This is a genomic window from Dactylosporangium thailandense (assembly GCF_059739745.1).
Genome location: NZ_AP029195.1, coordinates 8,445,804 through 8,470,970, shown reverse-complemented (window position 1 = coordinate 8,470,970; position 25,167 = coordinate 8,445,804). Strand labels below are relative to the sequence as shown.

Sequence of the window (25,167 nt, the reverse complement as noted above, 5' to 3'; positions counted from 1 at the left end):
TCATGACTGAAGGGCAATTCGGACGGCGGGCACTGCTCCAGGCCGCCGTCGCCGTCCCCGCCGTGGGAGCCGTCGTCACCACCACCACCACCGCGACCAGCGCCGAGGCGGCCCCGCAGACGTCCGACCCGGGCGTGCCGAGGTTCGCGCTCGCCGTGCTGCCGGACACCCAGTACCTCTTCGACGAGGACAGCTCCCGCCCCGAGCCGCTGCGGGAGACCTTCGAGTACCTGCTGCGCGAGCGCGCCGGCTCGAACATCGTGTTCATGGCCCACCTCGGCGACGTCACCGAGCACGGCAGCGAGCACGAGATCGGGCTGGCCTCGGACACGTTCAAGGCGCTGGACGGCCGGATGCCCTACAGCGTCCTGGCCGGCAACCACGACATCAACGGCTCCACCGACGACCAGCGCGGCGACTCCGCCTACCTGCGGGCGTTCGGGGCCGCGGCCAAGCGCTTCACGAAGATGCCGACCTTCGGCGGGGCGTCGCCGGACGGGTACAACAGCTTCCACATCCTCCGCGCGGCCGGGCGCCAGTGGCTCGTCCTCGCGCTGGACTGGCGGGTGTCGGACAAGGGCCTGGCGTGGGCGCAGGGCGTGCTCGACGCGCACCCGACGCTGCCGGTCGTGCTCACCACGCACGAGCTGGCCTGGTCCGAGGAGAACGGGCAGGCGCACCTGTCCGACTACGGCCAGCGGCTGTGGGACCGGTTCATCAAGCGCAACGACCAGATCTTCCTCACCCTCAACGGGCACTTCTGGCCGCCGGGGCGCACCGTGCTGCGCAACGACGCGGGCCACGACGTGCACGTGCACATCACGAACTACCAGGACCGGTACTACGGCGGCGCCGGCATGATCCGCCTCTACCGTTTCGACCTGGCCCGCGGCGTCATCGACGTGGAGACGTTCTCGCCGTGGTTCCTGCGGCGGGACCCGCACCAGCGCAACCCGCTGGAGGCGGAGACGATCGAGCTGACCGGGCCGGCCGACCGCTTCAGCCTGGAGATCGACTTCGCGGCCCGGTTCGCCGGCTTCGCGCCCGTCACGCCGCCCGCGCCCCGGCCCGCCGCGGCCGTCATCGGGCGGGACACGGCGGCGTACTGGCGCTTCGACCCCGCCGGGCTGCCGTCCGGCGGTCCGGCGGGCGCGGCGGTCGCCGACGGTACCGTCGTCAAGGACCTCACCGGCAAGGGCAACGACCTCGTCGTGCACCGGCTGCACGCCAGCGGCCCGGGCGCCCTGACGTGGTCGCCGGAGCATCACCTGGGCGCGCCGGCCCACGCGAGCCTGCGCTTCGACGGCGGCAAGTCCCCGGACCGCGGCGCGATCCTCGAGGCGGTCGGGTCCGCGCCGATCAACGCGCAGCGGTTCGAGCGCGGCTACACCATCGAGGCGTTCGTGAAGTTCCCGGACCCGTTCGAGGGCGACCACGCCTGGATGGGGATCCTCTCCTGGGAGGGGCGCAACGGCGACGCGGGCAAGACCAGCGGCTGGTCGCCCGAGGAGCCGACGTGCAGCCTGAACCTGTCGCCGGAGCGGTTCCTGCAGTTCGTCGTCTACCCCACCGACCGCGACGCCGACCCGACGTCGTGGAGCCATGCGCTGCCGGTCGGCCGCTGGATGCATCTCGCGGTGGTCAACGACTCGCGCAAGACGGTGGTGTACGTCGACGGCTCGCCGATCGCGCGCAACCCCACCCAGCCCTCGAAGGGCATCACGACGTTCGGCAAGCCGTTCGTGATCGGGGCGACCCAGTTCGCCGAGCAGTTCTCGCAGGGCTTCTACGGCTGGATCGGCGACGTGCGGATCACCGCGGCGGCGCTGCCGGTGCGGGACTTCCTGACCCGGTTCTGAGCGCCAGCCGGGCCGCGCCGAGCGCGGGGTCGTGCGCGGTGCCCACGGTGGTGCCGTGCACGACTCCGCGCTCAGCCAGCCGCGCCAGCACGCCGCGGCGCACCGGGGTGTCGGCGACGAGCAGGCCGCCGGCCAGCACCACCGGGGCGTCCGGCGCCTCCAGCTCGTCGAGGGTGGCGACCAGCCGCCGCGCGGCCTCGGTGGTGATCGCGGACGCGTCCGGGTCGCCGGCGTCGGCGAGCTCGCACACCACCGGCGCGAGGGCGCCGAACGGGGGCAGCGCCTGGGCCCAGTGCACGAGGTCGTCCGCGGTCGCGGCCCCGGCGTGCGCGGCCACCCGGCGCGCGAGCGGCGCCTGCCATTGACGCGCCGCCAGCCGTACGGCCTGCAGCCCCAGCCACATCCCCGAGCCCTCGTCGCCGAGCAGCCAGCCCAGCCCGTCGGCGACCCGCGTGATCTCGAGCCCCTCGACCAGCGCGGCGACGGCGCCCGTCCCGGCGATGAGCACCGCGCCCGACGCCCAGTCGCCCCCCGCGGCGAAGGCCGTGACCGCGTCGCCCGCGATCGTCATCGGGCAGCGCAGGCCCAGCGCGTCCCACTCCGCCGCGAAGGCGGCCGCGATCGCGGGATCGGCCAGGGCGCTGGCCCCGGCGACGCCGACCACCCCAGAGGTCACCGTCGCCGGGGCCGGCCCGAGCGCGGCCCGCAGCGCCGACCCGATGGCGCGCGCGGCCGCCGGGCCGCCGGCGGCCGGGTTGCCGGGACCGGCGGACCCGCGCCCGAGCACGGCGCCCGTCTCGTCGACGACCACCGCCTTCGACGCCGTCCCGCCCGCGTCTACGCCGACCACCACGGACCGGACCACGACTGCCATGGCATCGATGGAAACATAGAAAATGCTTATTGACTAGAAGTTGAAGTGGTCGTAATTTTCATCGCCAAGGCGGAACGATGAAAAGGATGACCGGTGACGGGTGAGAGTGGCGGGCTGCTCGGGCGGCTCCGTATCGAGGGGCCGACGATGCCGGACGCCCTGGCGAAGATCGCCGAGACGATCCTCGGCGATCCCGAGACGGCGGCGCACGCGAGCATCGTCGACCTCGCCGAGCGCTCGGGCACCTCGACGGCCACCGTCACGCGGTTCAGCCGGACGCTCGGCTTCAAGGGCTACGCGAACCTGCGGGTGGCGATCGCGACCGAGACGGGGCGGGCCGAACAGGCGCGCTGGGAGACCGACATCAGCGGGGACATCGCGCCGGGCGACCCGCTCGGCGACGTCCTCGGGGTGATCACCGCCGCGGACACCCGGGCGATCCAGGCGACGGCGGCGGGGCTGGACGTCGCCGCGGTCGAGCGGGTCGCGGAGGCGATCGCCGGCGCCGGGCGCGTCGAGATCTTCGGGTTCGGCTCCAGCGGTACCGCCGGCCGGGAGATGGCCTTCCGGCTCGAACGCATCCGGGTCCCGGTCTGGTACCGCTCCGACAGCCACACCGCGCTCACGAACGCGGCGCTGCTCGGGCCGGGCGACGTCGCGATCGGGCTGTCGCACTCCGGCCGCACCCGCGAGGTGATCGAGACCCTCGCCGAGGCCGCCGACCACGGGGCGACGACGATCGCGGTGACGTCCTTCGGGCGCTCCCCGCTGGCCGAGGTGGCCGACGTCGTGTTCACCACCTCGGTCCACGAGACCACCTTCCGGGTCGCGGCCCTCTCCGCGCTGCACTCGCAGCTGCTGGTCCTGGACCTCATCTACGTCGCGGTGGCGCAGCGCACCTACGAGCGCACCGCCGAGGCCCTCGAGCTCACCGTGCGCGCCGTCGACGCGCACCGGTTGCCCGACACGACCACCACCCGCAAGCGACCACGGAGGGACAAGCCGCTGTGACCATCAGAAGTGCCGACTACGTCGAGGTGATCCGCGCCGCGATCGACCGCGTCGGGACCACCCAGGGCGACAAGGTGGCGCACGCCGCCGACCTGATGACCGCGACGGTCCAGGCGGGCGGGGTGATCCAGGCGTTCGGCTGCGGGCACTCCGAGGCGCTCGCCATGGAGATCGCGGGCCGGGCCGGCGGACTCGTGCCCACCAGCCGCATCGCCCTGCGCGACATCGTGCTCTACGGCGGCGACCCGCTCAGCGCGCTGGCCGACCCCCAGCTCGAGCGCACCCCCGCCGTCGCCCACCGCCTCTACGACCTCGCCCCCGTCAAGCCCGACGACACGTTCGTCATCGCCTCCAACTCCGGCGTCAACGGCGCCGTGGTGGAGATGGCGCAACTGGTCAAGCAGCGGGGGCACGCCCTCATCGCGATCACGTCGCTCGAACACTCCGCCCGGGTGGACTCGCGGCACGAGAGCGGCCTGAAGCTCGGCGACCTCGCCGACGTGGTCCTCGACAACGGGGCCCCCTACGGCGACGCGTCGCTGCCGCTGCCCGGCGGCGGTGCCGTCGGCGCGGTCTCCTCGATCACGGCGGCCCTGCTGGCCCAGCAGATCGTCATCGAAGTGGTGGCGCGCCTGCTGGCCGCCGGCGTCACGCCGCCGGTCTACCTGTCCGACAACGTGCCGGGCGGGCGGGAGCACAACGCAGCACTTGAGGCGCGGTACGCCGGGCGCATCCGGCGTACCGCATAAAAAGGAGAGCGAGCCTTGCCATGAACCCCTCACCTTCATCCCCAAACTACCCCAGCCGCAGATCCCTGCTGAAAGGTGCCGCCGGCGTCGCCATCGCCGCGCCCCTGCTCAGCGCCTGTGTCACCAGCGGGAGCAACGACGACAAGCCCGCGGCCAGCACGGGCGACAAGAGCGCCGACAACCCGCTCGGGGTCAAGGACGACGCCCCGCTCGAGGTCGTCATCTTCAAGGGCGGCTACGGCGACGACTACGCCAAGCACGCCGAGGACCTCTACAAGGGCAAGCACCCCAAGGCGACGATCGACCACAAGGGCATCCAGAAGGTCGGCGAGGCGCTGCAGCCCCGGTTCGTCGCCAACACCCCGCCGGACGTCGTCGACAACACCGGCGCCGGCCGGCTCGACCTGGCCACGCTCGTCTCGGCCAAGCAGCTGTCGGACCTCACCGAGCTGCTCGACGCCCCGTCGTTCGACGACCCGGGCACAAAGGTGCGCGACACGCTGCTGCCCGGCGTCGTCGACGACGGCACCTTCGACAAGCAGGTCCTCACGCTGAACTTCACCTACACCGTGTGGGGCCTGTGGTACTCCAAGCCGCTGTTCGCGAGCAAGGGCTGGGCGTACCCGAAGACGTGGGACGAGATGCTCGCCCTGTGCGCCACGATCAAGGCGGCCGGCATCGCGCCCTGGACCTACCAGGGCAAGTACCCGGAGTACATGAACGACCCGCTGCTCACCATGGCGGCCAAGATCGGCGGGGAGGCGCTGCTCAAGAGCGTCGACAACCTCGAGCCGAACGCGTGGAAGGCCGACGGGCTCAAGGCCGCCGCGGAGGCGTTCGCGGAGCTGGCCGCCAAGGGGTACATCATGAGCGGCTCCGAGGCCCTGTCCCACACCGAGTCGCAGGCCGCCTGGTGCCAGGGCAAGGCCGCGTTCATCCCCTGCGGCTCCTGGCTGGAGAGCGAGCAGAAGGGCGTCGCCCCCAACGGCTTCGACATGGTGATGGGCCCGGTGCCGTCCCGCACGGGCAGCGACAAGATGGGCGGGGCCGCGGTGCAGGCGGCGAGCTCCGAGTCCTACATCGTGCCGTCGAAGGCGAAGAACGTCGCCGGCGGGATGGAGTACCTGCGGATCCTGTTCTCCAAGCAGTCGGCGAAGAGCTTCGCGCAGTCGGCGGGCACGCTGCCGGCCGTGGCCGGGGCGACCGACGGGCTGACCCTGAGCAGCGGGCTCGGCTCGACGCGGGACGCGATCACGGCGGCGGGCAAGGAGGCGTTCAGCTTCAAGTTCCGCACCTGGTACGCCCCGCTGGCCAAGGCCGTCGACGACGCGACCGGCGAGCTGGTCAACAAGCGCGCCACCGCCGCCGAGTGGGCGGACCGGGTCCAGAAGGCCGCCGACGCGCTCGCGAAGGACTCCGGCGTCAAGAAGTACACCCGCTGATGAAGCACGGTCGGCTCCGGTTCCTCGTCGGTGCGCTCGTGCCCGCGCTGGTGCTGCACGTGCTGTTCGTGCTGTCCCCGTACGCGCAGGCGTTCTACCTGTCGCTCACCGACTGGACCGGCGTGGCCGGCGAGGCGCACTTCGTCGGGGCGGGCAACTACGCCCGCCTCGGCGGCGACTCCCTGTTCCTCGACGCGGTGCGCAACAACGCGATCATGCTCGTCGTGGTGCCCGTCGTGACCATCGGGCTCGGGCTGTTCCTGGCGAGCATGCTCCACCTCGGCGGGCGCGACGGGCGCCGGGGGATCGCGGGCACCCGCGTCTACCAGATCGTGTACTTCTTCCCGCAGCTGCTGTCGCTGGTCATCGTCGCCGTGCTGTGGCAGTTCATCTACAACCCGAACAACGGCCTGCTCAACGGGGCGCTGCGGGCGGCCGGACTCGGCTCGGCGGCGCGCAGCTGGCTGGCCGAGCCGAACCTGGCGCTGCCGGCCGTGATGGCCGTGCTGGTCTGGTCGTCGGCCGGGTTCTACATGGTGCTGTTCAGCGCGGCGATCGACTCGATCCCGAAGGAGCTCTTCGAGGCCGCGCTGCTCGACGGCGCGAGCGGCTGGGCGACGTTCCGCAAGGTGACGCTGCCCCTCGTGCGCGACACCGTGCAGGTCGCGTTCGTCTACCTCGGCATCGCGGCCCTCGACGGGTTCGCCGTCGTGCAGGTCATGACGGTGGGGCCGGGCGGGCCGGACGGGGCCACGGAGGTGATCGGGCTGTCGCTGTACCGCAACGCCTTCACCTACGGCAAGTTCGGCTACGCCTCGGCGATGGGGGTCGCGCTGTTCTTCGCGACGCTGACGCTGGCGGTGCTCGCCCTGCGCGCGGGCCGCAAGGAAAGGGTCGAGCTGGCATGACTCTGGCTTCGTTGGAGCGTACCGCGCCGGCCTCCGCGCCGCCGCGTCCCGCTCGTCCCCGCGCCCGGGCCGGGGAGGTGCTGCCGCACATCGCGATGCTGTGCTGGAGCGTGGTGACCGCGCTGCCGCTGCTGTGGGCGGTGATGAGCTCCTTCAAGACGGACAACGACATCCTGAACGACCCGTGGTCGGTGCCGTCGCGCCCGCACTTCGAGAACTGGTCGCGCGCCTGGAACCAGGCCGACATCGGGCGGTACTTCCTCAACAGCGTCATCGTCGTGGGCGGCGCGCTGCTGCTGACGATGCTGCTGGGCGCGCTGGTGGCCTTTGCCCTGGCGCGGTACGAGTTCCGGGGCAACCGCCTCATCTACTACACGTTCGTCGCGGCCATGTTCTTCCCCGTGTTCCTCGCGCTGGTGCCGCTGTTCTTCGTCGTGCAGCAGCTGCACCTGCTCGGCACCTACCAGGGGCTGATCCTGGTCTACGCGGCCTACGCGGTGCCGTTCACCGTCTTCTTCCTGCACGCGTTCTTCCGCACGCTGCCGGGCGAGGTCGCCGAGGCCGCGTTCATGGACGGCTGCTCGCACGCGGGGGTGTTCTTCCGCGTGATGCTGCCGATGGCCCGGCCGGGCCTGGTCGCCGTCGGCATCTTCAATTTCCTCGGGCTCTGGAACCAGTACCTGCTGCCGCTGGTTCTCAACCCCGACCCGGACCGGTACGTCCTGGCGCAGGGATTGGCCTCCCTGTCGGTCAGCCAGGGCTACCGCAGCGACTGGAGCGGACTGTTCGCCGGCCTGACGATCGCCATGCTGCCGGTGCTCATCGCCTATGTCGCGTTCCAACGGCACATCCGCGCCGGAATGACCGCCGGCGCGGTCAAGTAACAAACCCGTGATTGTGTGTGGGGAGGGCTCTATCCATGTCCATCGGTAAACGTCGATCTATCGCGATCGCGTCCGGCATCGCGTTGGCCGGCGCCGTCGGAGCGTTCGCGATCACCGCGGCGACCGTCGGCACCGCCAGTGCCGCCGCGAACAACTGCGGCTACCTGTTCGACGACTTCAACTACAGCTCGTCCTCGGACGCGTCGCTGACCGCCCACGGGTGGGTGCCGCGCACCTACTCCGGCGGCCCCGGCGTGCCCGGCGCCACCTGGTCGGCCAACAGCATCTCCTTCCCGACCAACGGCGGCCAGAAGGTCATGCAGCTCACCGCGTCCACGGACGGCACCGGTGGGGGCACGAACCAGGCCGAGCTGTACACCAGCCAGAAGCGCTACCTCGAGGGCACCTACGCCTCGCGCATCCGCTTCACCGACGCGCCGACGAGCGGCAACGACGGCGACCACATCAACGAGACGTTCTTCACCATCAGCCCGCTCAACGGCGACCTCGACCCCACCTACAGCGAGCTGGACTTCTCGGAGTACCTGCCCAACGGCGGCTGGGGCGAGACCGGCCCGATCAACTACCAGACGACCTGGTACACCTACCGCAACGACCCGTGGTACGCCGACAACGTGCACTCGGAGGAGCGCAAGAGCTTCGACGGCTGGCACGACCTGGTGATCACCGTCTCCGGCGGGCACGTCATCTACTACATCGACGGCCAGCAGGTCGGCGACCACTCCGGCAAGTTCTACCCGCGCCAGACGATGACCATCAACTGGAACCTGTGGTTCATCGACACCGCGGCGCACTCCGGCGGCCTCTCGACCTACATCCAGCAGGTCGACTGGGTGCTGTACGCCAAGAACCAGGTCCTCACCCCGAGCCAGGCGACGGCACAGGCGGCCGCCTACCGCAGCGCGGGCAACGCGTTCACCGACACGGTGGACTCGTCCGGCCCGTGCGTGACGCCGACCGGCTCCGCGACTCCGTCTTCGTCGGCCTCGCCGTCGAAGTCCCCGTCGGCGTCACCGTCGCCGTCGACCTCCACGCCGCCGGCCACCAACTGCGCGTCCGCTCCTGAGTGGACGGTCAGCGGCATCTACACGGCCGGCCAGACGGCCAAGCACGAGAAGAGCGCCAACGGCAACCCGAACGGCCCGGCGTCGGGCCAGGGTAAGCACCTCTGGCGCGCGAAGTGGTGGACGCAGGGCTCGGAGCCCGGCTGGACCGCCAACTGGGAAGACCTCGGCCACTGCTGAGTAGGCTCTCCCTGCTGCTCGGGCCGGCGCCCCTTCGCTTGGGGCGCCGGCCCTCTTACGTTCTGTCATGCTTAAGTTGCTCTCCGAGTTGATCGATGTCCTGGATTTTTTGGCGTCGGGTAGCATTGAGCAATCGGAACAGCACGCGCGACCCGCGTCCATCTGTTCTCTGCGGCACACTGCGGGCGTGAGGACGATGGTGACCTTTTGGACTGCCGTCTGGGCTGGCTGTTTGGCAGCGCATCTGGTCCTGAGGACGGCGTCGAACTCGTCGTACGCGGCGGCTGCTGGACATCCTTGAGCCGGTGACGGGTCGACTCCGGGAACTGGTGGGAGCGCGAACTGGCTGTGCTACCTCGGCTCCACGCGACCGAGCACGCGGCGGAGCTGGATCGCGACACAATGCGGCGCCTGCTCGGCCTGCCTGGGATCTGTGGCTGGACGTCTACGACGAGGAGGCACCGGAGTGACGCTCGCGGACGGCGGCCCTTGGGAGTCGCGATCGGGCACGCCGGGCCGACGCCAGGGCCAGGAGCGCCCTCGTCCGGATGCGTTCGCTCCAGGCCTGCTCGGTCGGGCTCTGCCGCTGCTCAGAGCCGAGCACCGCGCACAGCCGCCCGCGTAGCGGCCAGCACACCGTTGCCGTCATCTGCCTCGAAGCGGGCGACCGGTTGCTCCGCCACTCGATCAAGCTGGTCGACGAACGGCGTGCCACCTGCACGACTGCGGACAATGCGGCGCGCGCTTGCGGACACAAGTGAAAACCGAAGAGCGACAAAATTCAAATTTCAGGAGAGGGAAAAACAATGGGCCGGACGGATTCGAAGCGTTCCTGATCCCGGGGTGTTGCCGTGGTGGCCACCGACGGGGTCGAAGAGCAGGGCCGCGGAGACAACGTCGGCCCGCAGCTCCTGGGCGTCGGCCTGAGTGCGCCCTCGACGTCGGCCGCGATGAGGATCTTGATCGAGGTCGGTCCGCCGGCGGAGTGCTCGTTGAAGCTGCGAACCGCGAACTCGACGCTCGCCACTGCCGCTGCTCAGGATGCTCTTCAACGCCGATGGTGGCCGGCCACGGCAACACCTCGGAATCGGGAACCCCTCGGCAACCGCCCGACCTATTGTTTTTCCCTTTGGAAAATGCAAAGGCTTGTTGCTTTTGCTCTTGTTCTGACTCGGCGGCGCTGACATCGCGCGAGTCCGTTCGACCACGACGCCACGCCGGACCGTACCGTCGCCTCCGCACGGTTTTGTCGGCCGCTCGCGGACGGCGGCCGCAGGGAGTCGGCGATCGAGGGGCCGATCCGCGGCGCCGGCGATAGTTGGCCGCCGCCGGGGCCAGGTGCATCACCTCGCGCGTGATGCGGTCAGAAACTGGCCGCATCTCACTCTAGCCTCATCCGTGTGCGGATCTCATTGCGAGCGCTCAATCGGACCTACCTGCGGCGGCAGCTCCTCGACGATGGCGGAGGGGGTGGCGGTGGCAGCGAAAGCCCCCGAAGCGCCGCCGAAGTCGTCGCGCACCTCGTGGCCGTGCAAGCCCAGGAGGTAGATGCGCCATATGTCGGACTTTGGGCGCGTACAAGGGGATTCGCGCACGCCGAGCTGCAGGACGCGTTGTCCGGCAAGGGCGTCGTCCGCGGTGGGCTGCTCCGCGGCACGCAGCACATCGTCGCCGCCGAGGACTACCTCTGGCTCCGGCCGTTGATCTCGCGCGGCATGGGCAACACCGGGCTCTCGGCGTTCCGGCGGCAGCTCGACGGGATCGAGCTCAGCGAGCTCGTCGCCGCCGCGCGGGAGGTGCTCGGCGGGCGGACCATGACCCGGCCGCAGCTCGCCAAGGCGCTCGTGGCCCGGTACCCGGGGCGGGAGACCATGGCGCTCGCCTGGGCCGCGCAGCACCAGCTCGCGCTCATCCATCCGCCGCCCACCGGGATGTGGCGGCGGCGCGGGCACGTGCACGTCGCGCTGGCCGAGGAGTGGATCGGGGCGCCGCTGCAGGACGCGCGGGAGGGGCGGGTGCAGGAGCTGTTCCGGCGGTACCTCAAGGGGTGCGGGCCCGCCACCGTGGCCGACTTCCAGAACTGGTCCGGGCTCCGGCGGGTGCGCGAGGACATCGAGGGGATGCGCCGCTCGCTGCGCGTGTACCTCGCCGACGACGGGCGGGAGCTGTTCGACCTGCCCGACGCCGAGATCGCCGACGCGGACGAGCCGGCTCCCGTGCGGTTCCTGCCCGAGTTCGACAATCTCATGCTCAGCCACGAGGACCGCGGCCGCATCGTCGCGAGCGCCGCCGACCGGGCCGTGATCTGCCCGGGGTACTCCGTCGTGCGCCCCACGTTTCTCGAGGACGGGTTCGTCGCCGGCACGTGGGAGGTCCGGGGCGAAACCCTGGCCGTGCAACCGTTCCGGCCGCTGCTCGACCCCGCGGCGGTCTGCGCCGAGGCGGGGAGGCTGCTCGAGTTTCTGCAGCTTCCGGACGGTACGACCGTGACGTTAGAAGAGCGTCAGGGGGCCGGCCGGTAGCGGCTCCGGCAGCGGGGGCAGGCCCGGAAGCAGTGCCGCGACGGCGGCGTGGAAGTCGCGGGCCAGCTGCGGTGCGTCCGCGTTGTCCGGCGTGTGGATGAAGAACGTCGGGGAGCGGCCCTCGCGCAGCCACGCGGCCGCCTGGCGGGCCCAGCCCTGCCAGCCGTCGACGGTCTGCCGCCGATCGTCGCGGCCCAGGTACCGCACGATCGGCCACGACGTGAGCGCCGCCGCCCGCCGGGGCAGCCGCGGCTTCTTCAGCCACGCGTCGCGCTCGGCGTCGCTCGTCGGCGCCGCGGCGAAGAACGCCGTGGTGTCGAACGGCACCCACTCGGCCCCGGCCGCGACGAGCACATCTTCGAGCAGGGGCGCTGCCCCGGCGAAGAACGCGGGATGCCGGACCTCGACGGCGCAGCGATATCCGGACGGGAGCCGGCGCAGGAACGCGGCCAGCAGCGGCACGTCCGACGGGGCGAAGGACGCCGGCAGCTGTACCCACAGTGCGTGGACCCGCGCCCCGAGCGGCTCGATCGCGTCGAGGAAGCCGCGCAGCTCGTCGTCCGCGCCCGTCAGGCGGTGCTCGTGCGTGACGGGCCGGGGCAGCTTGAGCACCATGCGGAACTCGGGGCCGGTCTGCTCGGCCCAGGTCCGCACCGTCTCGCGGGTCGGGGTCGCGTAGAAGGTGGTGTTGCCCTCGACGGCGTTGCACCAGCCCGCGTAGGCGCGCAGCCGCTCCCCGGCCGGCAGCGGGTGCTCGACGAACCGCCCCTGCCACGACTTGAGGCTCCACATGGCGCAGCCGACGTGCAACGCGGGCATGGTCACGCCGAACACCGTAGGCGATCCGGCCGGTCGCGCGGAAACCCCAGGCCACGCGCGGAATGCTCCGGCCACACGCGGCAACCCTCAGGCCACGCGCGGAACCTCAGGCCAGCAGGGCGGCGAACTCGGGCCGGCCGAAGGCGGTGCCCGCGATGCCCCAGCCGCCCTCGGCCGCCTCGGTGAGCAGGACCCAGGTGCGCTGGGCCTGGCTCGGGTCGCCGCTCACCTCGGCGACGATCCGCGTCGCCTCCGCCACCAGCTCCCGCTGGCCGTCGCGGGTCAGGACGCCGGGCGGGGTCAGGACCTGCACGCGTACCGTCCGCGCCTCATCCGTCGCCGCCGTGTGCACGGCGGACGCGGGGAGGCGGTGCAGGTAGGCGCCGGTGTTGTCCGTGTGCGCGGGTCCGGGCTCGGCGACCCCCTCGGCGTGCAGCAGGGCCGCGGTGAGCCGGGCGGCGAGCTCGCGGTCGGAGCCGGCCGGGAACAGGTCCTCGGGTGCGTAGACGTCGATCATGGGCATGGCGAAGCGACTCCTTGGGCAGAGGGACTATGCTGGTCGTCATATGCTGGTTGTCATATGCTGGTCGTCATAGAACGTAAATTATGCCAGTCGTCATAGTCAAGACGGCGTGAGCGGGGAGTTGCCGGTGGCGGGCGAGGTACGGGGCAGGATGGTCGAGGGTGCGGCGCTGCTGCTGGCGAAGCAGGGGCTGCAGGCGACCTCGTTCTCGGAGGTGCTGAAGGCGACCGGCGCACCCCGCGGGTCGATCTACCACCACTTCCCGGAGGGCAAGGACCAGCTCGTCGACGCGGCCCTCGACCTGGTCGCGGCGCGCATGCTCGACGGGCTCGCCCAGCAGGCGGGGCGCAGCGCGGAGGAGGTCACCGCGTATGTGATCGGGGCCTGGCGCTTCGTGCTGGAGCGCTCCGGCTTCGCGGCCGGCTGCGCGGTGCTCGCGGTCACCGTCGCCGCCGACTCGCCGGAGCTCCTGCAGCGGGCCGCCGCGATCTTCCGGGCCTGGCGTGAGCGGCTGACCGGCCTCTACGTGCGGGCGGGGTTCGACGAGGCCCGCGCGGCCCGGTTCGCGGCGGCCGTCATCGCCGCCACCGAGGGCGCGGTCGTCATGTGCCGGGCCGAGCGCAGCCTCGAACCCCTGGAGCTGGTCGGCGAGACGCTCCTGGAGCAGGCCCGCCGCACATGACGAGGCGCAGCCACGAACCCCTGGAGCGGGTCCGCCGCACATGACAAGGCGCAGCCACGAACCCCTGGAGCGGGTCCGCCGCACATGACGAGGCGCCCGCCGGGGAAAACCCGGCGGGCGCCTCGGAACGAGCTGCCTTACTCGGCCGTGAACGTCACGTTGCGACGGCGGCGGATGGCGAAGACCAGCCCCGCACCGCCCGCGATCAGGGCCGCGCCCGTGCCGACCATCGGCAGCGTGCTCGACGAGCCGGTGACCGGCAGGCTCGGGCTCGGCGACACCGACGGCGGCGGGGCGACGGACTTCGACGTCTCGGGCGTCGGCGACGGGGACTTCGACGGCGACTTCGAGGGCGACGGCGACGGCGTGTGCTCCGTGGGCTTGCAGTCGCCCTTGAGCTGCACCGGCGGCTTGCTCGTGAAGGACTTGGTGTAACCGTCCGACCAGCGGGCGTCGACACTCAGCGTGAGGCTCTTGACGGTGGTACCGGCGTACGTGGTGGTGAACGAGCTGCTGCTGCCGGGCTTGCCCTTCTCCTTCAGGCTGATGGCGGCGTGGGTCTCGCCCGTCTCGTTGATCTTGATGTTGGTCAGATCAACGGTCTTGTCGTAGTCGTTGCTGACCGTCCAGGTCACCGTGTACGTGCCGTTGACACCGCAATCCGCCTTGCCAACCGGACCCGCGCTGTGCGCGCTGGCCGGGGTAGCGAAGAGGGTCGATAGGCCGACGGCGGCAGCCGCGGCGAAAGTGCCGACGGCAGCCTTCCTGAACAGCGAGTTTTTCACGTCGTCTCCTACGGGGCAGAACTTAGCGACGACACAACATAGTGCGGCGCGCCCCGTCGGCGACAGTCGTAAGGGCATAGAAATTCGCGAGTGGTGTGGGTTTGTCCGGATTCTTCAAAAAAATAATGAAGATCTATGATCCTCTTAATCACTCGATGCGGTGGACCCGTTACAACATAAGGGCAAACGCCGAGCTGGCGGCCGTGGTGCCCCTGCGTAATGGTGGCAGAACGCTAGGTGTACGCCGCGACGGATCTCGATGGATACGCGACCGAGCCGCGGTCGAGGACATGGCGGTGCGTCGATGTCGCCGGGCGCGCCCGGGCCGGCGTTTGAGGGAAGTCTTCAGTCGGCGCCCGACGGTCACGCAAAGTAGTCGTCGAAGGCGCCGGGCAGGCCGGAATAGGATCGCGCCGGTGGAGACGGCGCAGATCCTGCAGCACGCGTCGCTGCTCACCCTCCCGCAGCTCCAGGTCGCCGAGGTCCTGTCCCTGCGGGCCGAGGGCACGCGGCGCCGGGATCTGGCGCGGGCGCTCGGCGTCGAGCCCGGCGACCCGCGGCTCGAGGCCGCGCTGCACGCCCTGCGGGAGAGCGGGCTCGCGTGGCCGGACGGCGAGTGGATCCGCACCGTCGAGCTGCACAAGGTCCTCGCCAACAGCTACGGGTTCGGGCGGGCCGCCGCGCACGAGATGACGTACCTCCCGCTGGAACAGCTGCAGCGCGTCGCCCACGAGCTCGGCGTGCTCGGGGGGCTCGGCGGGCGCGACCACGCGCAGCTCGTCCGGGCCATCGGCGCCGCGCTCGCCGACCCGGACTTCGTGCGCGAGCAGTTCCGGCTCGCCCCGAAGGCGGCCCAGGACATCCTGCGCGACCTCGCCGCCGGGGAGCCGTTCTACGCCGACCCGCACGCCCTGCTCGCGCTGCGCACCAACCGCCGGGGCACGCCGCTGCGCTTCGCCGTCGACCGGGGACTGCTCGTCTACAACGGGTACTACGGCGCCGCCCTCTCCATGCCCAGCGAGGTCGGGGCCGCGCTGCGCCCCGGGTTCCGGGCGGACTTCGACACCACCCCGCCCGCGCCGGCGTCGGTCGCGATCAGCCCCGAGGCCGTCGACCGGTCCGGGGCGGCCGCGGCCGGGGCGGCCCTCGCGTCCGTCGTCACGCTGCTGGAGGAGTGCGGCCGGACCCCGGTGCCGATCCTCAAGGCGGGCGGGATCGGGCTGCGCGAGGTACGCAAACTGGCCCGGCTCATCGACTCCGACGAGGAGGGCGTGCGGTTCTGGCTCACCGTCGCCGGCATGAACGGGCTGATCGGCATCGCCGGCGACCGGGTCGCGCCGTCGGCCGAGTTCGACGCCTGGCTCAAGCTCGACCCGGCGGAGCGGCTCGCCTGGCTGCTCGAGGGCTGGCTGCGGATGCCGGCCGCGCCGCTGCTGCTCGATGGCCGCCCCGCGCTGGTCGGCAGCGAGCACGACGAGAGCAGCGCCGTGCTGCGGGTGACCCTCACCGCCGTGCTCGCCTCGCTGCCGCCCGGGCGCGGGGCGGCCGGGCTGGACGGGCTGGCCGCGATGCTGGCCTACCTGCGGCCGCTGGTCGCCGGCGATGCCGATGAGGTCGTACCGCTGGCCGCCGCCCTCTGGCGCGAATGCGAGCTCATGGGCGTGGGCGCGCACTACGCCCCGACGTCGCTCGGGCACGCGCTCGCGTCCGGCGACGGCGAGCGGCTGGCCGGGGTCCTGCGCGACTTCCTGCCGGCGGCCGAGGAGACGGTACTGCTGCAGAGCGACCTGACCGCGATCGCCACCGGCACCCCGTCCGCGTCGCTGAGCGCCCTGCTGGACCTGGCCGCCGAGCGCGAGTCCCGGGGCGGCGGCTCCACGTGGCGGTTCACGGAGGCCTCGGTGCGCCGCGCGTTCGACGCCGGCACCGGCGCCGGCGAGCTCATCGCGCGCATCCGCGCGGCGGCGGCCGGCGGGCGGGTGCCGCAGCCGCTGGAGTACCTGGTCGCCGACCTCGGCCGCCGGCACGGCAACGTGCGGGTGCGCACGGTCGGCTGCGTGCTGCGCAGCGACGACACCGCGCTGCTGGGCGAGATCATGCGCGTGCGCAGCCTGGCGCGGCTGGAGCTGGCCGAGCTGGCCCCGACCGTGCTGTCGAGCGCCCTGAGCCCCGCGGAGACCCTCGCCGCCCTGCGCCAGGCCGGCTACGTGCCGGCGGCCGAGAACGCCGACGGCACCATCGCCTTCGAGCGCCCGGCCCGGCACCGGGCTAGAGGGACCGATCCAGAAAGCTGATCACCGCCCGGGTCAGGGCGATGCGCCGGTCCGAGAACGCGTGGTCGGACGGCAGCAGCATCGTCTCGCAGCGCTCGATGCCGGCGTAGGCGCGCACGAGCGGGTCGTGGTGCAGGGCCGGGGGCGCGACCGTGTCGTCCTGCGCCGCGACGAGCAGCACCGGGCGGTCCGCGAGCCGGGGCGCGAGGCTCGCCAGGCGCCACGACGGGCCGTTGGCGCGCATCTCCTCGAACAGCGCGTCGCCGCTGGTGCCCCGCAACGGCAGCGGGTCGGCGGCGAACATGGCGCGGGTCTGCTCCAGTACACCTTCCGGCTCCTGGGAAACGGCCCCGAGGTCGTAGGCGGCCAGGGCCGCGACCGCGCGCACCGACGCGTCGCCGGCCGCCGTGTGCAGGGCCGCGAAGCCGCCGACGCTGTGCCCGACCACCGCGACGCGACCGGGGTCCAGCGACGGGTCGAGCCCGGGGGCGGCCGCGGCCGTGCGGGCGGCGTCGGCGAGGACGTTCGACCAGGAGTACGCGCCGCCGACGCCCCACGAGCCGCGGTAGTGCACGACCAGCGCGGCGTATCCGGCCCGCCGCAGCGCCTGCGCGAGGTCGAAGTTGCGCTCGTTGCCGGGGAAGCCGTGCAGCACCACGACGACCGGGTGCGGCCCGGGCCCGGCCGGGAGGTGCAGGACGCCCAGCAGCGGCACGCCGGCGCTGTCGAAGCGCACCTCGGGCGTGCGGGCGCGGGGGAGCAGGGCCGGGTCGGGATCGGTCAGCCAGCGATCATCCATGCGGATGTTGTACCGTGCGTGCGCGCCCGGCGGGGAGGAGAATTCGAGCATGACCGCGAAGCCAGTGAACCTGACCGAGGCGCTCCAGTCGTTCACCGAGGTCTACAGCCCGCGGATCGTCGCGCGGATGAACGACTACGACGTCCGGGTCGCCCACACGCGCGGCGAGCACGTGTGGCACACGCACGCCGACACCGACGAGTTCTTCCTCGTGCTCGACGGGCGGTTCGACATCGCCATCCGCGAGGCGGACGGCCACGAGCACACCGTCGTGCTGCATCCGGGCGACACGTATGTCGTGCCGCGCGGTACCGAGCACAAACCGTCGTCGCCGGGCGGCTCCATCCTCATGTTCGAGCCGACCGGGACGCTCACGACCGGCGATGCCGTCGCGGGCGAGATCCCCGCGCACGTCGACAGCACCGCCGGGCACGATCTGGTCTAGTGCGCGACCGGGCAGCCGTTCGTCAGGCGGCCCAGGAACGCGTTCGGGTCGTAGTAGTGCTCGACCTCGAGCAGCTTCAGGTCGTCGTTCACCTTGGCGACGCTGATGCCGAACATTTCCACGGTCTCGCCGGTCGGCTGGAAACCGTGGTATTCGCCGGTGAAGGCGCCCCAGTGGCGCCACTTGAATGTGACGACCGGGGGAGGGCTCAGAACCTCGAGGACCTCCCAGTAGAAACCGCCCGGGAACGCCTTGTGGAAGATGTGGTGCGAGGACTCGAACGATTCCTGCCCCGACTTGTAGAAGGCGCTGTCGCCGATCAGGATGTTGTAGCTGCCGATGTCGGCGATGTCCTGCGCGCTGGCCCACGGCCCGCCGTTGACGTTGGTGCGGAAGTGCTCCGACACCATCGACACCCAGGTCGCGGGGTCCTTCTTGTGCGAGACCTCCATTTCGAAGACCTGCACGATGCTCTCGACGACCGCCTCGAGCGAGCCGGGCGCGAAATGGTGGGTGCGCTGGCCCGGCATCACCGTGTGGGAAAGGTGGTAGTCGGGGGTTCCCTCGCGCCAGTCGTCCGGGTTCGCGGCTTCCACGATGGCCGAACGACCCTGTAACCACAGGGGGGTTTCGGTCACGCTGACGTCCCTTCGCGGTATGTGACGGGGAAGTGATCGCCTGCGATCGTGGGCTAACGCATTGCCGTGCGTCAACCCCGTTGAGTAAATGCGCCGAGCAATCCAAGTAAGATCACGGACATCAATGTTAATTTCGTGTTTCCGCTGGCGGCGCGGCGTGGTCGAAGCGATTCCGGACCCGCCCGCGAGGGTTTCCGGGACGGTCCGGCCCGGCGCTAGCTCGACGCCAGGTGCTGCTCCACCGTGGCGACCTTCGACTCCAGGCGGCCCACCGGGCCGTCGCGCCAGTCGACCTTGATCACGGTGCTGGTGCGCGGGGCCGAGGCCTGCACGACCGCCACCGCCGCCTGCACGACCGCCATCACCTCCTCCCACGTCGAGCCCTCCACCGTGGTGAACATGGCATCCGTCCGGTTCGGCAGCCCCGAGGCCCGGACCACCCGAACCGCCTCGGCGACGAGGGCACCCACGTCCTCCCCGAGCCCGAGCGGCGTGACACTGAACGCGACAAGCACAGACATGCACTCGACGCTAACCTGGGCAACCGTGCGACTGCTGATCACCAACGACGACGGCATCGGGGCGCCCGGGATCAGGGCGCTGGCCGAGGCCGTCGCGCGCGACGGGCACGACGTCACCGTCGCCGCGCCGCAGACCGAGTTCAGCGGGGCCGGGGCGGCGCTCACCGCCGTCACCGAGCAGGGGCGGCTCGTCCTCGAGCCGGTCGAGTTCGACGGGATCACGGCGTTCGCGGTGGCGGCCTCGCCCGCGTACATCGCGGTGCTCGCGGCCCTCGGCGTCTTCGGCCCGGCCCCCGACATCCTGCTCAGCGGCATCAACCAGGGCGCCAACGTCGGCCACGCGATCCTGCACTCCGGGACCGTCGGCGCCGCGCTCACGGCCGCGAACGAGGGCATCCGCGCGCTCGCGGTCTCCCTCGACGTGCCCACGGCGCTGCCCCACGAGGACCGGGCCGTGCCGGTGGTCGAGCAGCACTGGCCGACCGCCGGGGCGCTCGCCGCGCGGCTGCTGCCGCGGCTGGCGGCCGCCCCCGCCGCCACGGTGCTGAACCTCAACGCGCCGAACCTGCCGCTGCCGTCGCTCAAGGGGCTTCGGCGCGCGGCCCCGGCGCCGTTCGGGCAGGTCCGGATGGCGGTGGCGGAGGCGGCGCAGGACTTCGCGCGGATCATCGTCGAGGTCCGCGAGGAGCCGGCGCCGCCTGGCACCGATCTGGCGCTGCTGGCCGAGGGGTACGCGACCGTGACCGCGCTGCGGCCGCCGTCGGAGGACCTCGATCCACTCGTGGCGGGCGACGGCCTATTCGTTGTGGAGGACCTCGGCGATGGGCAGCCGCGCGGCGATGCGTGAGGGCAGCAGCGCGCCGAGGACCGCGATCGCCACGCCGGCCAGGGCCATCAGGGCCAGCGCGCCCGGGTCCCAGACGTGGAACATGGCCGCCGGGAGGTCGATCTTCGCCGTGCGGCCCACCACCGGCAGGATCAGGCGGTGCGCGGCGATGCCGGCCGGGATGCCCGCGACCGCCACGAGCAGGCCCAGCACCGCCATCGACGTGACCATCATGGCCACCACCTGCCGGGGCGTCATGCCGATCGACTTGAGCATGCCGAGGTCCCGGCGGCGTTCGCGGACGTTGAGCAGCACCGTGTTGAAGACGCTCAGCGCGGCGACGGTACCGATCATCAGCGAGAACACGACCGAGACGGTGACCACCGAGACCGTGTAGGTGTTGCCGAGACTGCTCACCGCGGACCAGGCGTAGAGGCCGGGGTCGGCGGCGCGCACGGCGGCGAGGTACGACTCCACGCTCGTCCCGGGCTGGACGCGCACGGAGTACATGACCTGGTGGTTCACGAGGTGGTACGACGGCGCGACGGCGGTGAGGACGGACCAGTCGGCGAAGAGGTCCCCGCCGGCGATGCCGGCCTGCATGGTGCGGCCCACGATCGTGACGGGGGCCTCGCGGCCGTCGTAGGTGAGCCGGATCGTGTCGCCGACGCGCAGGCCGAGGTTCTGCAGGGCCTTCGACGCGGCGACCACCTCGCCCGGGGCGGCCATCCAGCGGCCCTCGGTGAGCTCGGCCTGGTAGCCGAGCGTGGTCGCGTCGCCGCGCAGGAAGTCCACGTTCACGGGGTTGCGGTGGCCGGCGACGGCGAGCTGCAGGGTGAGGTCGGCGGTGACGAAGACGGTGCCGGGCAGCCCGCGCAGCAGCGCCTCCACCTGCGGGTCGGTCCGGTCCGTGGAGACGCCGCCGAGGTCGGGGTTGCTCGGGCGGACCTGGGCCTGCACCGCGTCCGCGCGGTCCACGGCGTCGCCGAAGCGGATCACCGACGTGGCGAGGCCGCCGGCGAACGTGACCGTGGTGACCGCGAGCAGCAGCGCGGCCATGGTGAGCGCGGTGCGGCCGGGCCGGGCGAAGGGCAGGCCGAGGCCGAGGCTGACCGCGCGGGGCAGGCGGGTGCCGGACAGCGCCCGCTGCACCCGCAGGCCGCGGCCCGCCTTCGGGGCGGAGCCGGCGCTGATGGCCTCGGCGGCGGAGAGCCGGTGGGCGCGCCGGGCCGGCACCAGCGCGACGAGCGCGACCAGGACGGGCACGCCGAGGGCGCCGGCGAGGGGCACCCACAGGCCGGTGTCGACCCGCGCGCCGAAGCCGAGGCCCAGGAACGCGCCGGCCAGCAGCGGCCGGGCGGCGACGGTGCCGAGCGCGGTGCCGAGAAGGGCGCCGGCGACGGACGGTACCGACACCATGACGAGATACACGAGCACCACCTGGCGCGGGGTGAAGCCGATCGCCTTGAGCACGCCGATGTGCCGCAAGCCCGAGACGACCGCGCCGCTGACCACGTTGGCCACGATCAGCACGGCGACCACGAGGCCGAGCACGCCGAAGACGACCAGGAAGGGCAGCATCGTGCCCGGGCCGGCCGCGACCTCGGCCTTGCGGGTGAGGTACGACTGCGTCCCGGTGAGCCCGTCGCGCGGCACGGACGCGATCGCCGCGTCGACCTCGGCCCGGTCGGCCGCGTGCCGGAAGCGGTAGAGGACCTGCGATCCGGACGGGCCGAGCGCGGCCATCGTCGCGGGGGAGACCCAGGCGTCGGCGGTGTTGCCGAGGCTGTACGCCACCCCGACGATCGTCAGGACGGGCCGGCCGGGCACGGAGACGGCCTTGCCGAGGAAGTCGCCGCCGAAGCGCTCGGCGTCGGCCCGGTCCGGCGGCGGCTGCGCGGTGACGACGATCTCGTTCGCGCCGGTGGCCCAGCGGCCGACCCACACGTCGACGCGGTCGACGGGCCCGGCCGGGTCGGCGCGCCCGACGACGGTCAGCGGCCCCGTCGCCATGGCGGGGCCGCCGTCGGCCGGCACGTCGAGCACCACCTCGGGGAACGGGCCGGCGACCGCCTCGACGCCGGGGGCGCTCGTCGCCGGGTTCTGGGTGTCGTACGTCGCGATGACGTGCGCCCCCCGCTGCTGCGCGAACGCCCGGTCGAACGGGCCCGTGGACGCGTCGAGCAGCCCGAGCGCGACCACGATCGTGGCCGTCGAGCACAGCACCACGAGCCCGATCACGAAGGTCTGCAGCCTCCGCCGCCGCACGGCAGCGCGCGCGGCCCGCCACACCGCGCTCATGCCACGACCCTGCCGTCGGCGAGCTCGACCACCCGGCTCGCGCAGCGCTCGGCCATCGCCGTGTCGTGCGTGACCAGCAGCAGCGTCTGCCCGATCTGGTTGAGGTCCAGCAGCAGATCCATCACCTGCTCGCCGGCCCGGCTGTCGAGCGCCCCCGTCGGCTCGTCGGCCAGCAGCAGCGCCGGGCGGTTCATGAGCGCCCGGGCGACCGCGACCCGCTGCCGCTCGCCGCCGCTGAGCGAGGCCGGGTAGGCGTTGCGCCGGTCGGCGATCCCCAGCTCGTCGAACAGCTCCAGGGCGCGCCGCCGGGCCTGCGCGGCGCGGATGCCCATGAGCTGCGCGGCCAGGGCCACGTTGTCCAGCGCCGAGAGGTCGTCGAGCAGGTTGAAGAACTGGAACACCATGCCGATGCGGCGCCGGCGGAACAGCGCCAGCCCCGTCTCGCTCAGCGCCCCCAGGTCCTCGTCGTGCACCTCGACCCGCCCCGCCGTCGGCCGGTCGAGCCCGGCGATCATGTTCAGCAGCGTCGACTTGCCGCAGCCCGAGGGGCCCATGACCGCGACCGCCTCGCCGGCCTCGACGCTGAGCGAGACCCCGTCGAGGGCGGTCGTGCCGCCGAACTCCTTGCGCACCCCGTCCAGGCGCACCACCGTCGTCATGCCACGACGCTATTTCGGCTGTACCGCCCGTGACGTCCGCTGCCGGATGCAACCCGCCGCCCGGGGTCATCCTGGGGATGTATGCCGGTGCTCCCCTGGTCCGATGCGCGCCCGGGCGCGGGTCTGGCATCGTGACGAGGGTGACCGTCCTCGCCGTTGTGCTGCTCACGGCGTTCGTGGCCGCCGCGGCGGCGGCGGTGGCGCTGGGCATCGCGGCCGCGCGGGCCCGGCGGCGGCACCGGCGGGCGCTGGACGAGCGGGGCTGGCTGCTCGAACGCGAGCGGCAGGCGGCGGCGAGCGGGGCCGTCGCGGCCGAGCGGGCCCGGATCGCCCGCGAGCTGCACGACATCGTGAGCCACAACGTGAGCGTGATGGTGGTGCAGGCCGGGGCCGCGCGCGAGGTCCTCGCCGCCTCGGCCGCCGACGTCCCGCCCGGCGTGGCCGGCGCGCTGGCCGCGGTGGAGGGGGCCGGCCGCGACGCGCTCAAGGAGCTGCGCCACCTGCTGGGCCTGCTCGCCCCCGCGGCCGACGGGTCCGAGGAGCACTTCGAGCCGCAGCCCGGCCTCGACGGGCTGAGCCGGCTCGTGGACCGGATCGCGTTCGCCGGGCTGCCGGTCGACGTGTTCGTCAACGGGGAGCCGCGGCCGCTGCCGGCCGGGATCGACACCACGGCGTACCGGATCATTCAGGAGGCGCTCACCAACGCGCTCAAGCACGGGGAGGCGGATCGGGCGGAGGTCTGCGTGCGGTACGCCGAACGCTCCCTGCGCATCGAGGTCCTCAACACCGGACCCGCCCGGCCCGCGCGCCGCACCCCGCCCGTCGGCACCGGCCGGGGCCTGCTCGGCTTGCGGGAGCGGATCGCGGTGTACGGCGGCGACTTCGACGCCCGGCGGCGCTTCGGCGGCGGCTTCCGGGTCCGCGCCCGCATCCCTTTGGACGCGGCATGATCGGTCCGCGGGTCTTGATCGCTGACGACCAGGCGCTGGTCCGCACCGGCTTTCGCATGATCCTCAACGCGCGCGGCGTGGACGTGGTCGGCGAGGCGGCCGACGGCGTCGAGGCGGTCTCCGCGGCCGACCGCCTGCGCCCCGACGTGATCCTCATGGACATCCGCATGCCCAACCTCGACGGCCTGGCCGCGACCCGCCAGATCGTCGAGCGGCAGCCGAGGTGCCGGATCATCATGCTCACGACGTTCGACCTGGACCGGTACGTGTATGCGGCCCTGGCCGCCGGCGCGAGCGGCTTCCTGCTCAAGGACGTGACGCCGGAGCACCTGGCCAACGCGGTCCGCCTCGTGGACACCGGCGACGCCCTCCTGGCCCCGTCGATCACCCGCCGCCTGGTCGAGCGCTTCGCCGCCGAGTCGCAGCCGCCGCCCCTGCACCGCGACCTGACCCCCCTCACGCCGCGCGAGCTCGAGGTCCTGACCCTCATGGGCCAGGGCCGGTCCAACGCGGAGCTGGCCGCGGCCCTGACCCTGAGCGAGGCGACGGTGAAGACCCATGTGGCGCGGATCTTCACCAAGCTGAACCTGCGCGACCGGGCGCAGGCGGTCGTGCTGGCGTACGAGACCGGGCTCGTCCGCCCCTCCTCAGACGGGCTCTGACCGGATCATCCGCACGAGCGCCCGCAGCCCGGCGAGCAGATCCTGATGATCGCTGATCCCGTCGACGGCCGAGTCGATGCGCCGCACCATCCGCTCGATCGACTGCCGCAGCTGCTCGTCCCGCTCCCGAGCCACATCCCGATCCTCGTCGGCGACGCGATGCTGCTCGTCGGCCTGCCGCTGCAGCGACTGCACCAGCTCCTGCAGCTCGGCAACGTCCCGCCGCAGCGTGACGACGTCCTCGCGGGGATGCGTGACCTCGCGGGTCATGACGGTGATGCGCTGGTGGAGGTGCGAGAAGTACGCCCCGGCCGGCCGCATCAGGGTGGACAGCAGGAAGAACCCGGCGACGTAGTACCCGACCGCCCGCCCGGTGACGAATCCCGCCACGGCCGCGACGACCGCCGTCCCGACGTGCCCGGCGACGGCGAACCCGAGCATGCGCCGGGCGATCCGCCGCGCCTCGGCCTCGTGGCCGTCCTTGACGGCGATGCCCCGGTCCCGCGACTCGGCGGCCTCGGCAACGACCCGACGCGCCCCGAAGTAGAGGTTCCAGGGCGCGGACACGAGCACGAGCGTCCAGGTGAGCGCCGCGAACGCCGCGCCCACGGTCCACAACAGCTCACCGGTGACCCCGGCGAGACGCCCGAGCCACGCGAACAGCAATACACACGCGGCCCCGACGACCACGACCGACCACCATTTACTCCCACGCATACGCCGCATCATTCGGTACCGATGGATGCCGCGGATCCGCCGCCGTACTCACC

At 72.3% G+C, this 25,167-nt stretch carries 25 protein-coding genes; 14 read left to right on the top strand and 11 right to left on the bottom strand.

The genetic code is table 11. From position 1 onward, the window contains the following. Positions 1–2: 2 nt before the first annotated feature. The gene (locus AC6JBM_RS37640) at positions 3–1,859 is read left to right on the top strand and encodes a LamG-like jellyroll fold domain-containing protein (RefSeq protein ID WP_497978655.1); all 1,857 of its coding nucleotides are present in this window, start codon (positions 3–5) and stop codon (positions 1,857–1,859) included. On the opposite strand, the gene AC6JBM_RS37635 is transcribed toward AC6JBM_RS37640, so the two are convergent. After that, the gene (locus tag AC6JBM_RS37635) at positions 1,813–2,733 is read right to left on the bottom strand and encodes an N-acetylglucosamine kinase (RefSeq protein ID WP_350616295.1); all 921 of its coding nucleotides are present in this window, start codon (positions 2,731–2,733) and stop codon (positions 1,813–1,815) included. The two genes, AC6JBM_RS37640 and AC6JBM_RS37635, sit on opposite strands and share 47 nt — an antisense overlap. Positions 2,734–2,826: 93 nt before the next feature. Here AC6JBM_RS37635 and AC6JBM_RS37630 point away from each other — a divergent pair, with 93 nt between their 5' ends. From AC6JBM_RS37630 to AC6JBM_RS37605, 6 genes are read left to right on the top strand one after another with little or no spacing between them, the layout of a single operon-like run. Next, the gene (locus tag AC6JBM_RS37630) at positions 2,827–3,744 is read left to right on the top strand and encodes a MurR/RpiR family transcriptional regulator (RefSeq protein ID WP_497978654.1); all 918 of its coding nucleotides are present in this window, start codon (positions 2,827–2,829) and stop codon (positions 3,742–3,744) included. 2 nt (positions 3,745–3,746) lie between these two features. Continuing rightward, on the top strand, positions 3,747–4,493 hold the full coding sequence (locus AC6JBM_RS37625) for a sugar isomerase domain-containing protein (protein WP_497986609.1): 747 nt from the start codon (positions 3,747–3,749) through the stop codon (positions 4,491–4,493). Positions 4,494–4,513: 20 nt separating this feature from the next. Beyond that, on the top strand, positions 4,514–5,935 hold the full coding sequence (gene ngcE / locus AC6JBM_RS37620; RefSeq protein ID WP_497978653.1) for an N-acetylglucosamine/diacetylchitobiose ABC transporter substrate-binding protein: 1,422 nt from the start codon (positions 4,514–4,516) through the stop codon (positions 5,933–5,935). Continuing rightward, positions 5,935–6,843 (top strand): carbohydrate ABC transporter permease, encoded by a 909-nt coding sequence (locus tag AC6JBM_RS37615; RefSeq protein WP_350616291.1) that lies wholly within the window; start codon positions 5,935–5,937, stop codon positions 6,841–6,843. Before ngcE ends, AC6JBM_RS37615 begins: the two co-directional genes overlap by 1 nt. After that, positions 6,840–7,727: a carbohydrate ABC transporter permease gene (locus AC6JBM_RS37610; protein ID WP_497978652.1), complete on the top strand. Its 888-nt coding sequence runs from the start codon at positions 6,840–6,842 to the stop codon at positions 7,725–7,727. The genes AC6JBM_RS37615 and AC6JBM_RS37610 overlap by 4 nt, the downstream gene beginning before the upstream one ends. Positions 7,728–7,762: 35 nt before the next feature. Further along, positions 7,763–8,992, top strand: coding sequence for a family 16 glycosylhydrolase (locus AC6JBM_RS37605; RefSeq protein ID WP_497978651.1), 1,230 nt, complete (start codon positions 7,763–7,765; stop codon positions 8,990–8,992). A gap of 781 nt (positions 8,993–9,773) precedes the next feature. Here AC6JBM_RS37605 and AC6JBM_RS37600 read toward each other — a convergent pair. Then, complete coding sequence (locus AC6JBM_RS37600) at positions 9,774–10,019, bottom strand: hypothetical protein (RefSeq protein WP_497978650.1); 246 nt, start codon at positions 10,017–10,019, stop codon at positions 9,774–9,776. Positions 10,020–10,392: 373 nt separating this feature from the next. Between AC6JBM_RS37600 and AC6JBM_RS37595 the strand changes: the two genes are divergently transcribed. Continuing rightward, positions 10,393–11,514 (top strand): winged helix DNA-binding domain-containing protein, encoded by a 1,122-nt coding sequence (locus AC6JBM_RS37595; protein ID WP_497978649.1) that lies wholly within the window; start codon positions 10,393–10,395, stop codon positions 11,512–11,514. On the opposite strand, the gene AC6JBM_RS37590 is transcribed toward AC6JBM_RS37595, so the two are convergent. Together AC6JBM_RS37590 and AC6JBM_RS37585 are read right to left on the bottom strand one after the other, a co-directional pair. After that, positions 11,485–12,333 (bottom strand): DUF72 domain-containing protein, encoded by an 849-nt coding sequence (locus tag AC6JBM_RS37590; protein ID WP_497986608.1) that lies wholly within the window; start codon positions 12,331–12,333, stop codon positions 11,485–11,487. The genes AC6JBM_RS37595 and AC6JBM_RS37590 overlap by 30 nt on opposite strands. Positions 12,334–12,439: 106 nt before the next feature. Continuing rightward, on the bottom strand, positions 12,440–12,856 hold the full coding sequence (locus AC6JBM_RS37585; RefSeq protein WP_497978648.1) for a tautomerase family protein: 417 nt from the start codon (positions 12,854–12,856) through the stop codon (positions 12,440–12,442). A 109-nt stretch (positions 12,857–12,965) separates the two neighbouring features. Here AC6JBM_RS37585 and AC6JBM_RS37580 point away from each other — a divergent pair, with 109 nt between their 5' ends. Further along, positions 12,966–13,538 carry a TetR/AcrR family transcriptional regulator gene (locus AC6JBM_RS37580; protein WP_497978647.1) on the top strand — a complete coding sequence of 191 codons (573 nt, stop codon included), beginning with the start codon at positions 12,966–12,968 and terminating at the stop codon, positions 13,536–13,538. A 137-nt stretch (positions 13,539–13,675) separates the two neighbouring features. On the opposite strand, the gene AC6JBM_RS37575 is transcribed toward AC6JBM_RS37580, so the two are convergent. Then, entirely contained in the window at positions 13,676–14,173 is a 498-nt protein-coding gene (locus AC6JBM_RS37575; protein ID WP_497978646.1) for an LAVTG motif-containing sortase-dependent surface protein, read from the bottom strand. Between the two features lie 566 nt (positions 14,174–14,739). Here AC6JBM_RS37575 and AC6JBM_RS37570 point away from each other — a divergent pair. Beyond that, positions 14,740–16,617 carry a helicase-associated domain-containing protein gene (locus AC6JBM_RS37570; RefSeq protein WP_497978645.1) on the top strand — a complete coding sequence of 626 codons (1,878 nt, stop codon included), beginning with the start codon at positions 14,740–14,742 and terminating at the stop codon, positions 16,615–16,617. On the opposite strand, the gene AC6JBM_RS37565 is transcribed toward AC6JBM_RS37570, so the two are convergent. Next, entirely contained in the window at positions 16,592–17,395 is an 804-nt protein-coding gene (locus tag AC6JBM_RS37565) for an alpha/beta hydrolase family protein (protein WP_497978644.1), read from the bottom strand. The two genes, AC6JBM_RS37570 and AC6JBM_RS37565, sit on opposite strands and share 26 nt — an antisense overlap. Positions 17,396–17,444: 49 nt before the next feature. Here AC6JBM_RS37565 and AC6JBM_RS37560 point away from each other — a divergent pair, with 49 nt between their 5' ends. Next, positions 17,445–17,840 (top strand): cupin domain-containing protein, encoded by a 396-nt coding sequence (locus AC6JBM_RS37560; RefSeq protein ID WP_350616277.1) that lies wholly within the window; start codon positions 17,445–17,447, stop codon positions 17,838–17,840. Here the strand turns inward: AC6JBM_RS37560 and AC6JBM_RS37555 are convergent. Continuing rightward, positions 17,837–18,478 (bottom strand): SnoaL-like polyketide cyclase, encoded by a 642-nt coding sequence (locus AC6JBM_RS37555; RefSeq protein ID WP_497978643.1) that lies wholly within the window; start codon positions 18,476–18,478, stop codon positions 17,837–17,839. The two genes, AC6JBM_RS37560 and AC6JBM_RS37555, sit on opposite strands and share 4 nt — an antisense overlap. Positions 18,479–18,693: 215 nt before the next feature. After that, positions 18,694–18,999, bottom strand: a complete 306-nt coding sequence (locus AC6JBM_RS37550; RefSeq protein ID WP_497978642.1) for a thiamine-binding protein — start codon at positions 18,997–18,999, stop codon at positions 18,694–18,696. A 25-nt stretch (positions 19,000–19,024) separates the two neighbouring features. On the opposite strand from AC6JBM_RS37550, the gene surE reads away from it, so the two are divergent. Then, on the top strand, positions 19,025–19,846 hold the full coding sequence (surE, locus tag AC6JBM_RS37545; RefSeq protein ID WP_497978641.1) for a 5'/3'-nucleotidase SurE: 822 nt from the start codon (positions 19,025–19,027) through the stop codon (positions 19,844–19,846). On the opposite strand, the gene AC6JBM_RS37540 is transcribed toward surE, so the two are convergent. Both AC6JBM_RS37540 and AC6JBM_RS37535 read right to left on the bottom strand, forming a co-directional pair. After that, a complete protein-coding gene (locus AC6JBM_RS37540; protein WP_497978640.1) occupies positions 19,796–22,126 on the bottom strand; it encodes an FtsX-like permease family protein in 2,331 nt (776 codons plus the stop codon). The two genes, surE and AC6JBM_RS37540, sit on opposite strands and share 51 nt — an antisense overlap. Further along, the gene (locus AC6JBM_RS37535; RefSeq protein ID WP_497978639.1) at positions 22,123–22,785 is read right to left on the bottom strand and encodes an ABC transporter ATP-binding protein; all 663 of its coding nucleotides are present in this window, start codon (positions 22,783–22,785) and stop codon (positions 22,123–22,125) included. Before AC6JBM_RS37535 ends, AC6JBM_RS37540 begins: the two co-directional genes overlap by 4 nt. A gap of 197 nt (positions 22,786–22,982) precedes the next feature. On the opposite strand from AC6JBM_RS37535, the gene AC6JBM_RS37530 reads away from it, so the two are divergent. Together AC6JBM_RS37530 and AC6JBM_RS37525 are read left to right on the top strand one after the other, a co-directional pair. After that, positions 22,983–23,735: a sensor histidine kinase gene (locus AC6JBM_RS37530; protein WP_497986607.1), complete on the top strand. Its 753-nt coding sequence runs from the start codon at positions 22,983–22,985 to the stop codon at positions 23,733–23,735. Continuing rightward, the gene (locus tag AC6JBM_RS37525) at positions 23,732–24,397 is read left to right on the top strand and encodes a response regulator (RefSeq protein WP_497978638.1); all 666 of its coding nucleotides are present in this window, start codon (positions 23,732–23,734) and stop codon (positions 24,395–24,397) included. The genes AC6JBM_RS37530 and AC6JBM_RS37525 overlap by 4 nt, the downstream gene beginning before the upstream one ends. Here AC6JBM_RS37525 and AC6JBM_RS37520 read toward each other — a convergent pair. Further along, positions 24,383–25,114, bottom strand: a complete 732-nt coding sequence (locus AC6JBM_RS37520; protein ID WP_497978637.1) for a hypothetical protein — start codon at positions 25,112–25,114, stop codon at positions 24,383–24,385. The two genes, AC6JBM_RS37525 and AC6JBM_RS37520, sit on opposite strands and share 15 nt — an antisense overlap. Between the last annotated feature and the right edge of the window lie 53 nt (positions 25,115–25,167).

Bases quoted from the DNA above. Each gene is read 5' to 3' on its own strand.
- AC6JBM_RS37605 (WP_497978651.1), top strand. From the start codon at position 7,763: ATGTCCATCGGTAAACGTCGATCTATCGCGATCGCGTCCGGCATCGCG.
- ngcE (WP_497978653.1), top strand. From the start codon at position 4,514: ATGAACCCCTCACCTTCATCCCCAAACTACCCCAGCCGCAGATCCCTG.
- AC6JBM_RS37550 (WP_497978642.1), bottom strand. From the start codon at position 18,999: ATGTCTGTGCTTGTCGCGTTCAGTGTCACGCCGCTCGGGCTCGGGGAG.
- AC6JBM_RS37535 (WP_497978639.1), bottom strand. From the start codon at position 22,785: ATGACGACGGTGGTGCGCCTGGACGGGGTGCGCAAGGAGTTCGGCGGC.
- AC6JBM_RS37525 (WP_497978638.1), top strand. From the start codon at position 23,732: ATGATCGGTCCGCGGGTCTTGATCGCTGACGACCAGGCGCTGGTCCGC.
- AC6JBM_RS37560 (WP_350616277.1), top strand. From the start codon at position 17,445: ATGACCGCGAAGCCAGTGAACCTGACCGAGGCGCTCCAGTCGTTCACC.
- AC6JBM_RS37585 (WP_497978648.1), bottom strand. From the start codon at position 12,856: ATGCCCATGATCGACGTCTACGCACCCGAGGACCTGTTCCCGGCCGGC.
- AC6JBM_RS37635 (WP_350616295.1), bottom strand. From the start codon at position 2,733: ATGGCAGTCGTGGTCCGGTCCGTGGTGGTCGGCGTAGACGCGGGCGGG.
- AC6JBM_RS37540 (WP_497978640.1), bottom strand. From the start codon at position 22,126: ATGAGCGCGGTGTGGCGGGCCGCGCGCGCTGCCGTGCGGCGGCGGAGG.
- AC6JBM_RS37520 (WP_497978637.1), bottom strand. From the start codon at position 25,114: ATGCGTGGGAGTAAATGGTGGTCGGTCGTGGTCGTCGGGGCCGCGTGT.
- AC6JBM_RS37640 (WP_497978655.1), top strand. From the start codon at position 3: ATGACTGAAGGGCAATTCGGACGGCGGGCACTGCTCCAGGCCGCCGTC.
- AC6JBM_RS37615 (WP_350616291.1), top strand. From the start codon at position 5,935: ATGAAGCACGGTCGGCTCCGGTTCCTCGTCGGTGCGCTCGTGCCCGCG.
- AC6JBM_RS37565 (WP_497978644.1), bottom strand. From the start codon at position 17,395: ATGGATGATCGCTGGCTGACCGATCCCGACCCGGCCCTGCTCCCCCGC.
- AC6JBM_RS37590 (WP_497986608.1), bottom strand. From the start codon at position 12,333: ATGCCCGCGTTGCACGTCGGCTGCGCCATGTGGAGCCTCAAGTCGTGG.
- AC6JBM_RS37610 (WP_497978652.1), top strand. From the start codon at position 6,840: ATGACTCTGGCTTCGTTGGAGCGTACCGCGCCGGCCTCCGCGCCGCCG.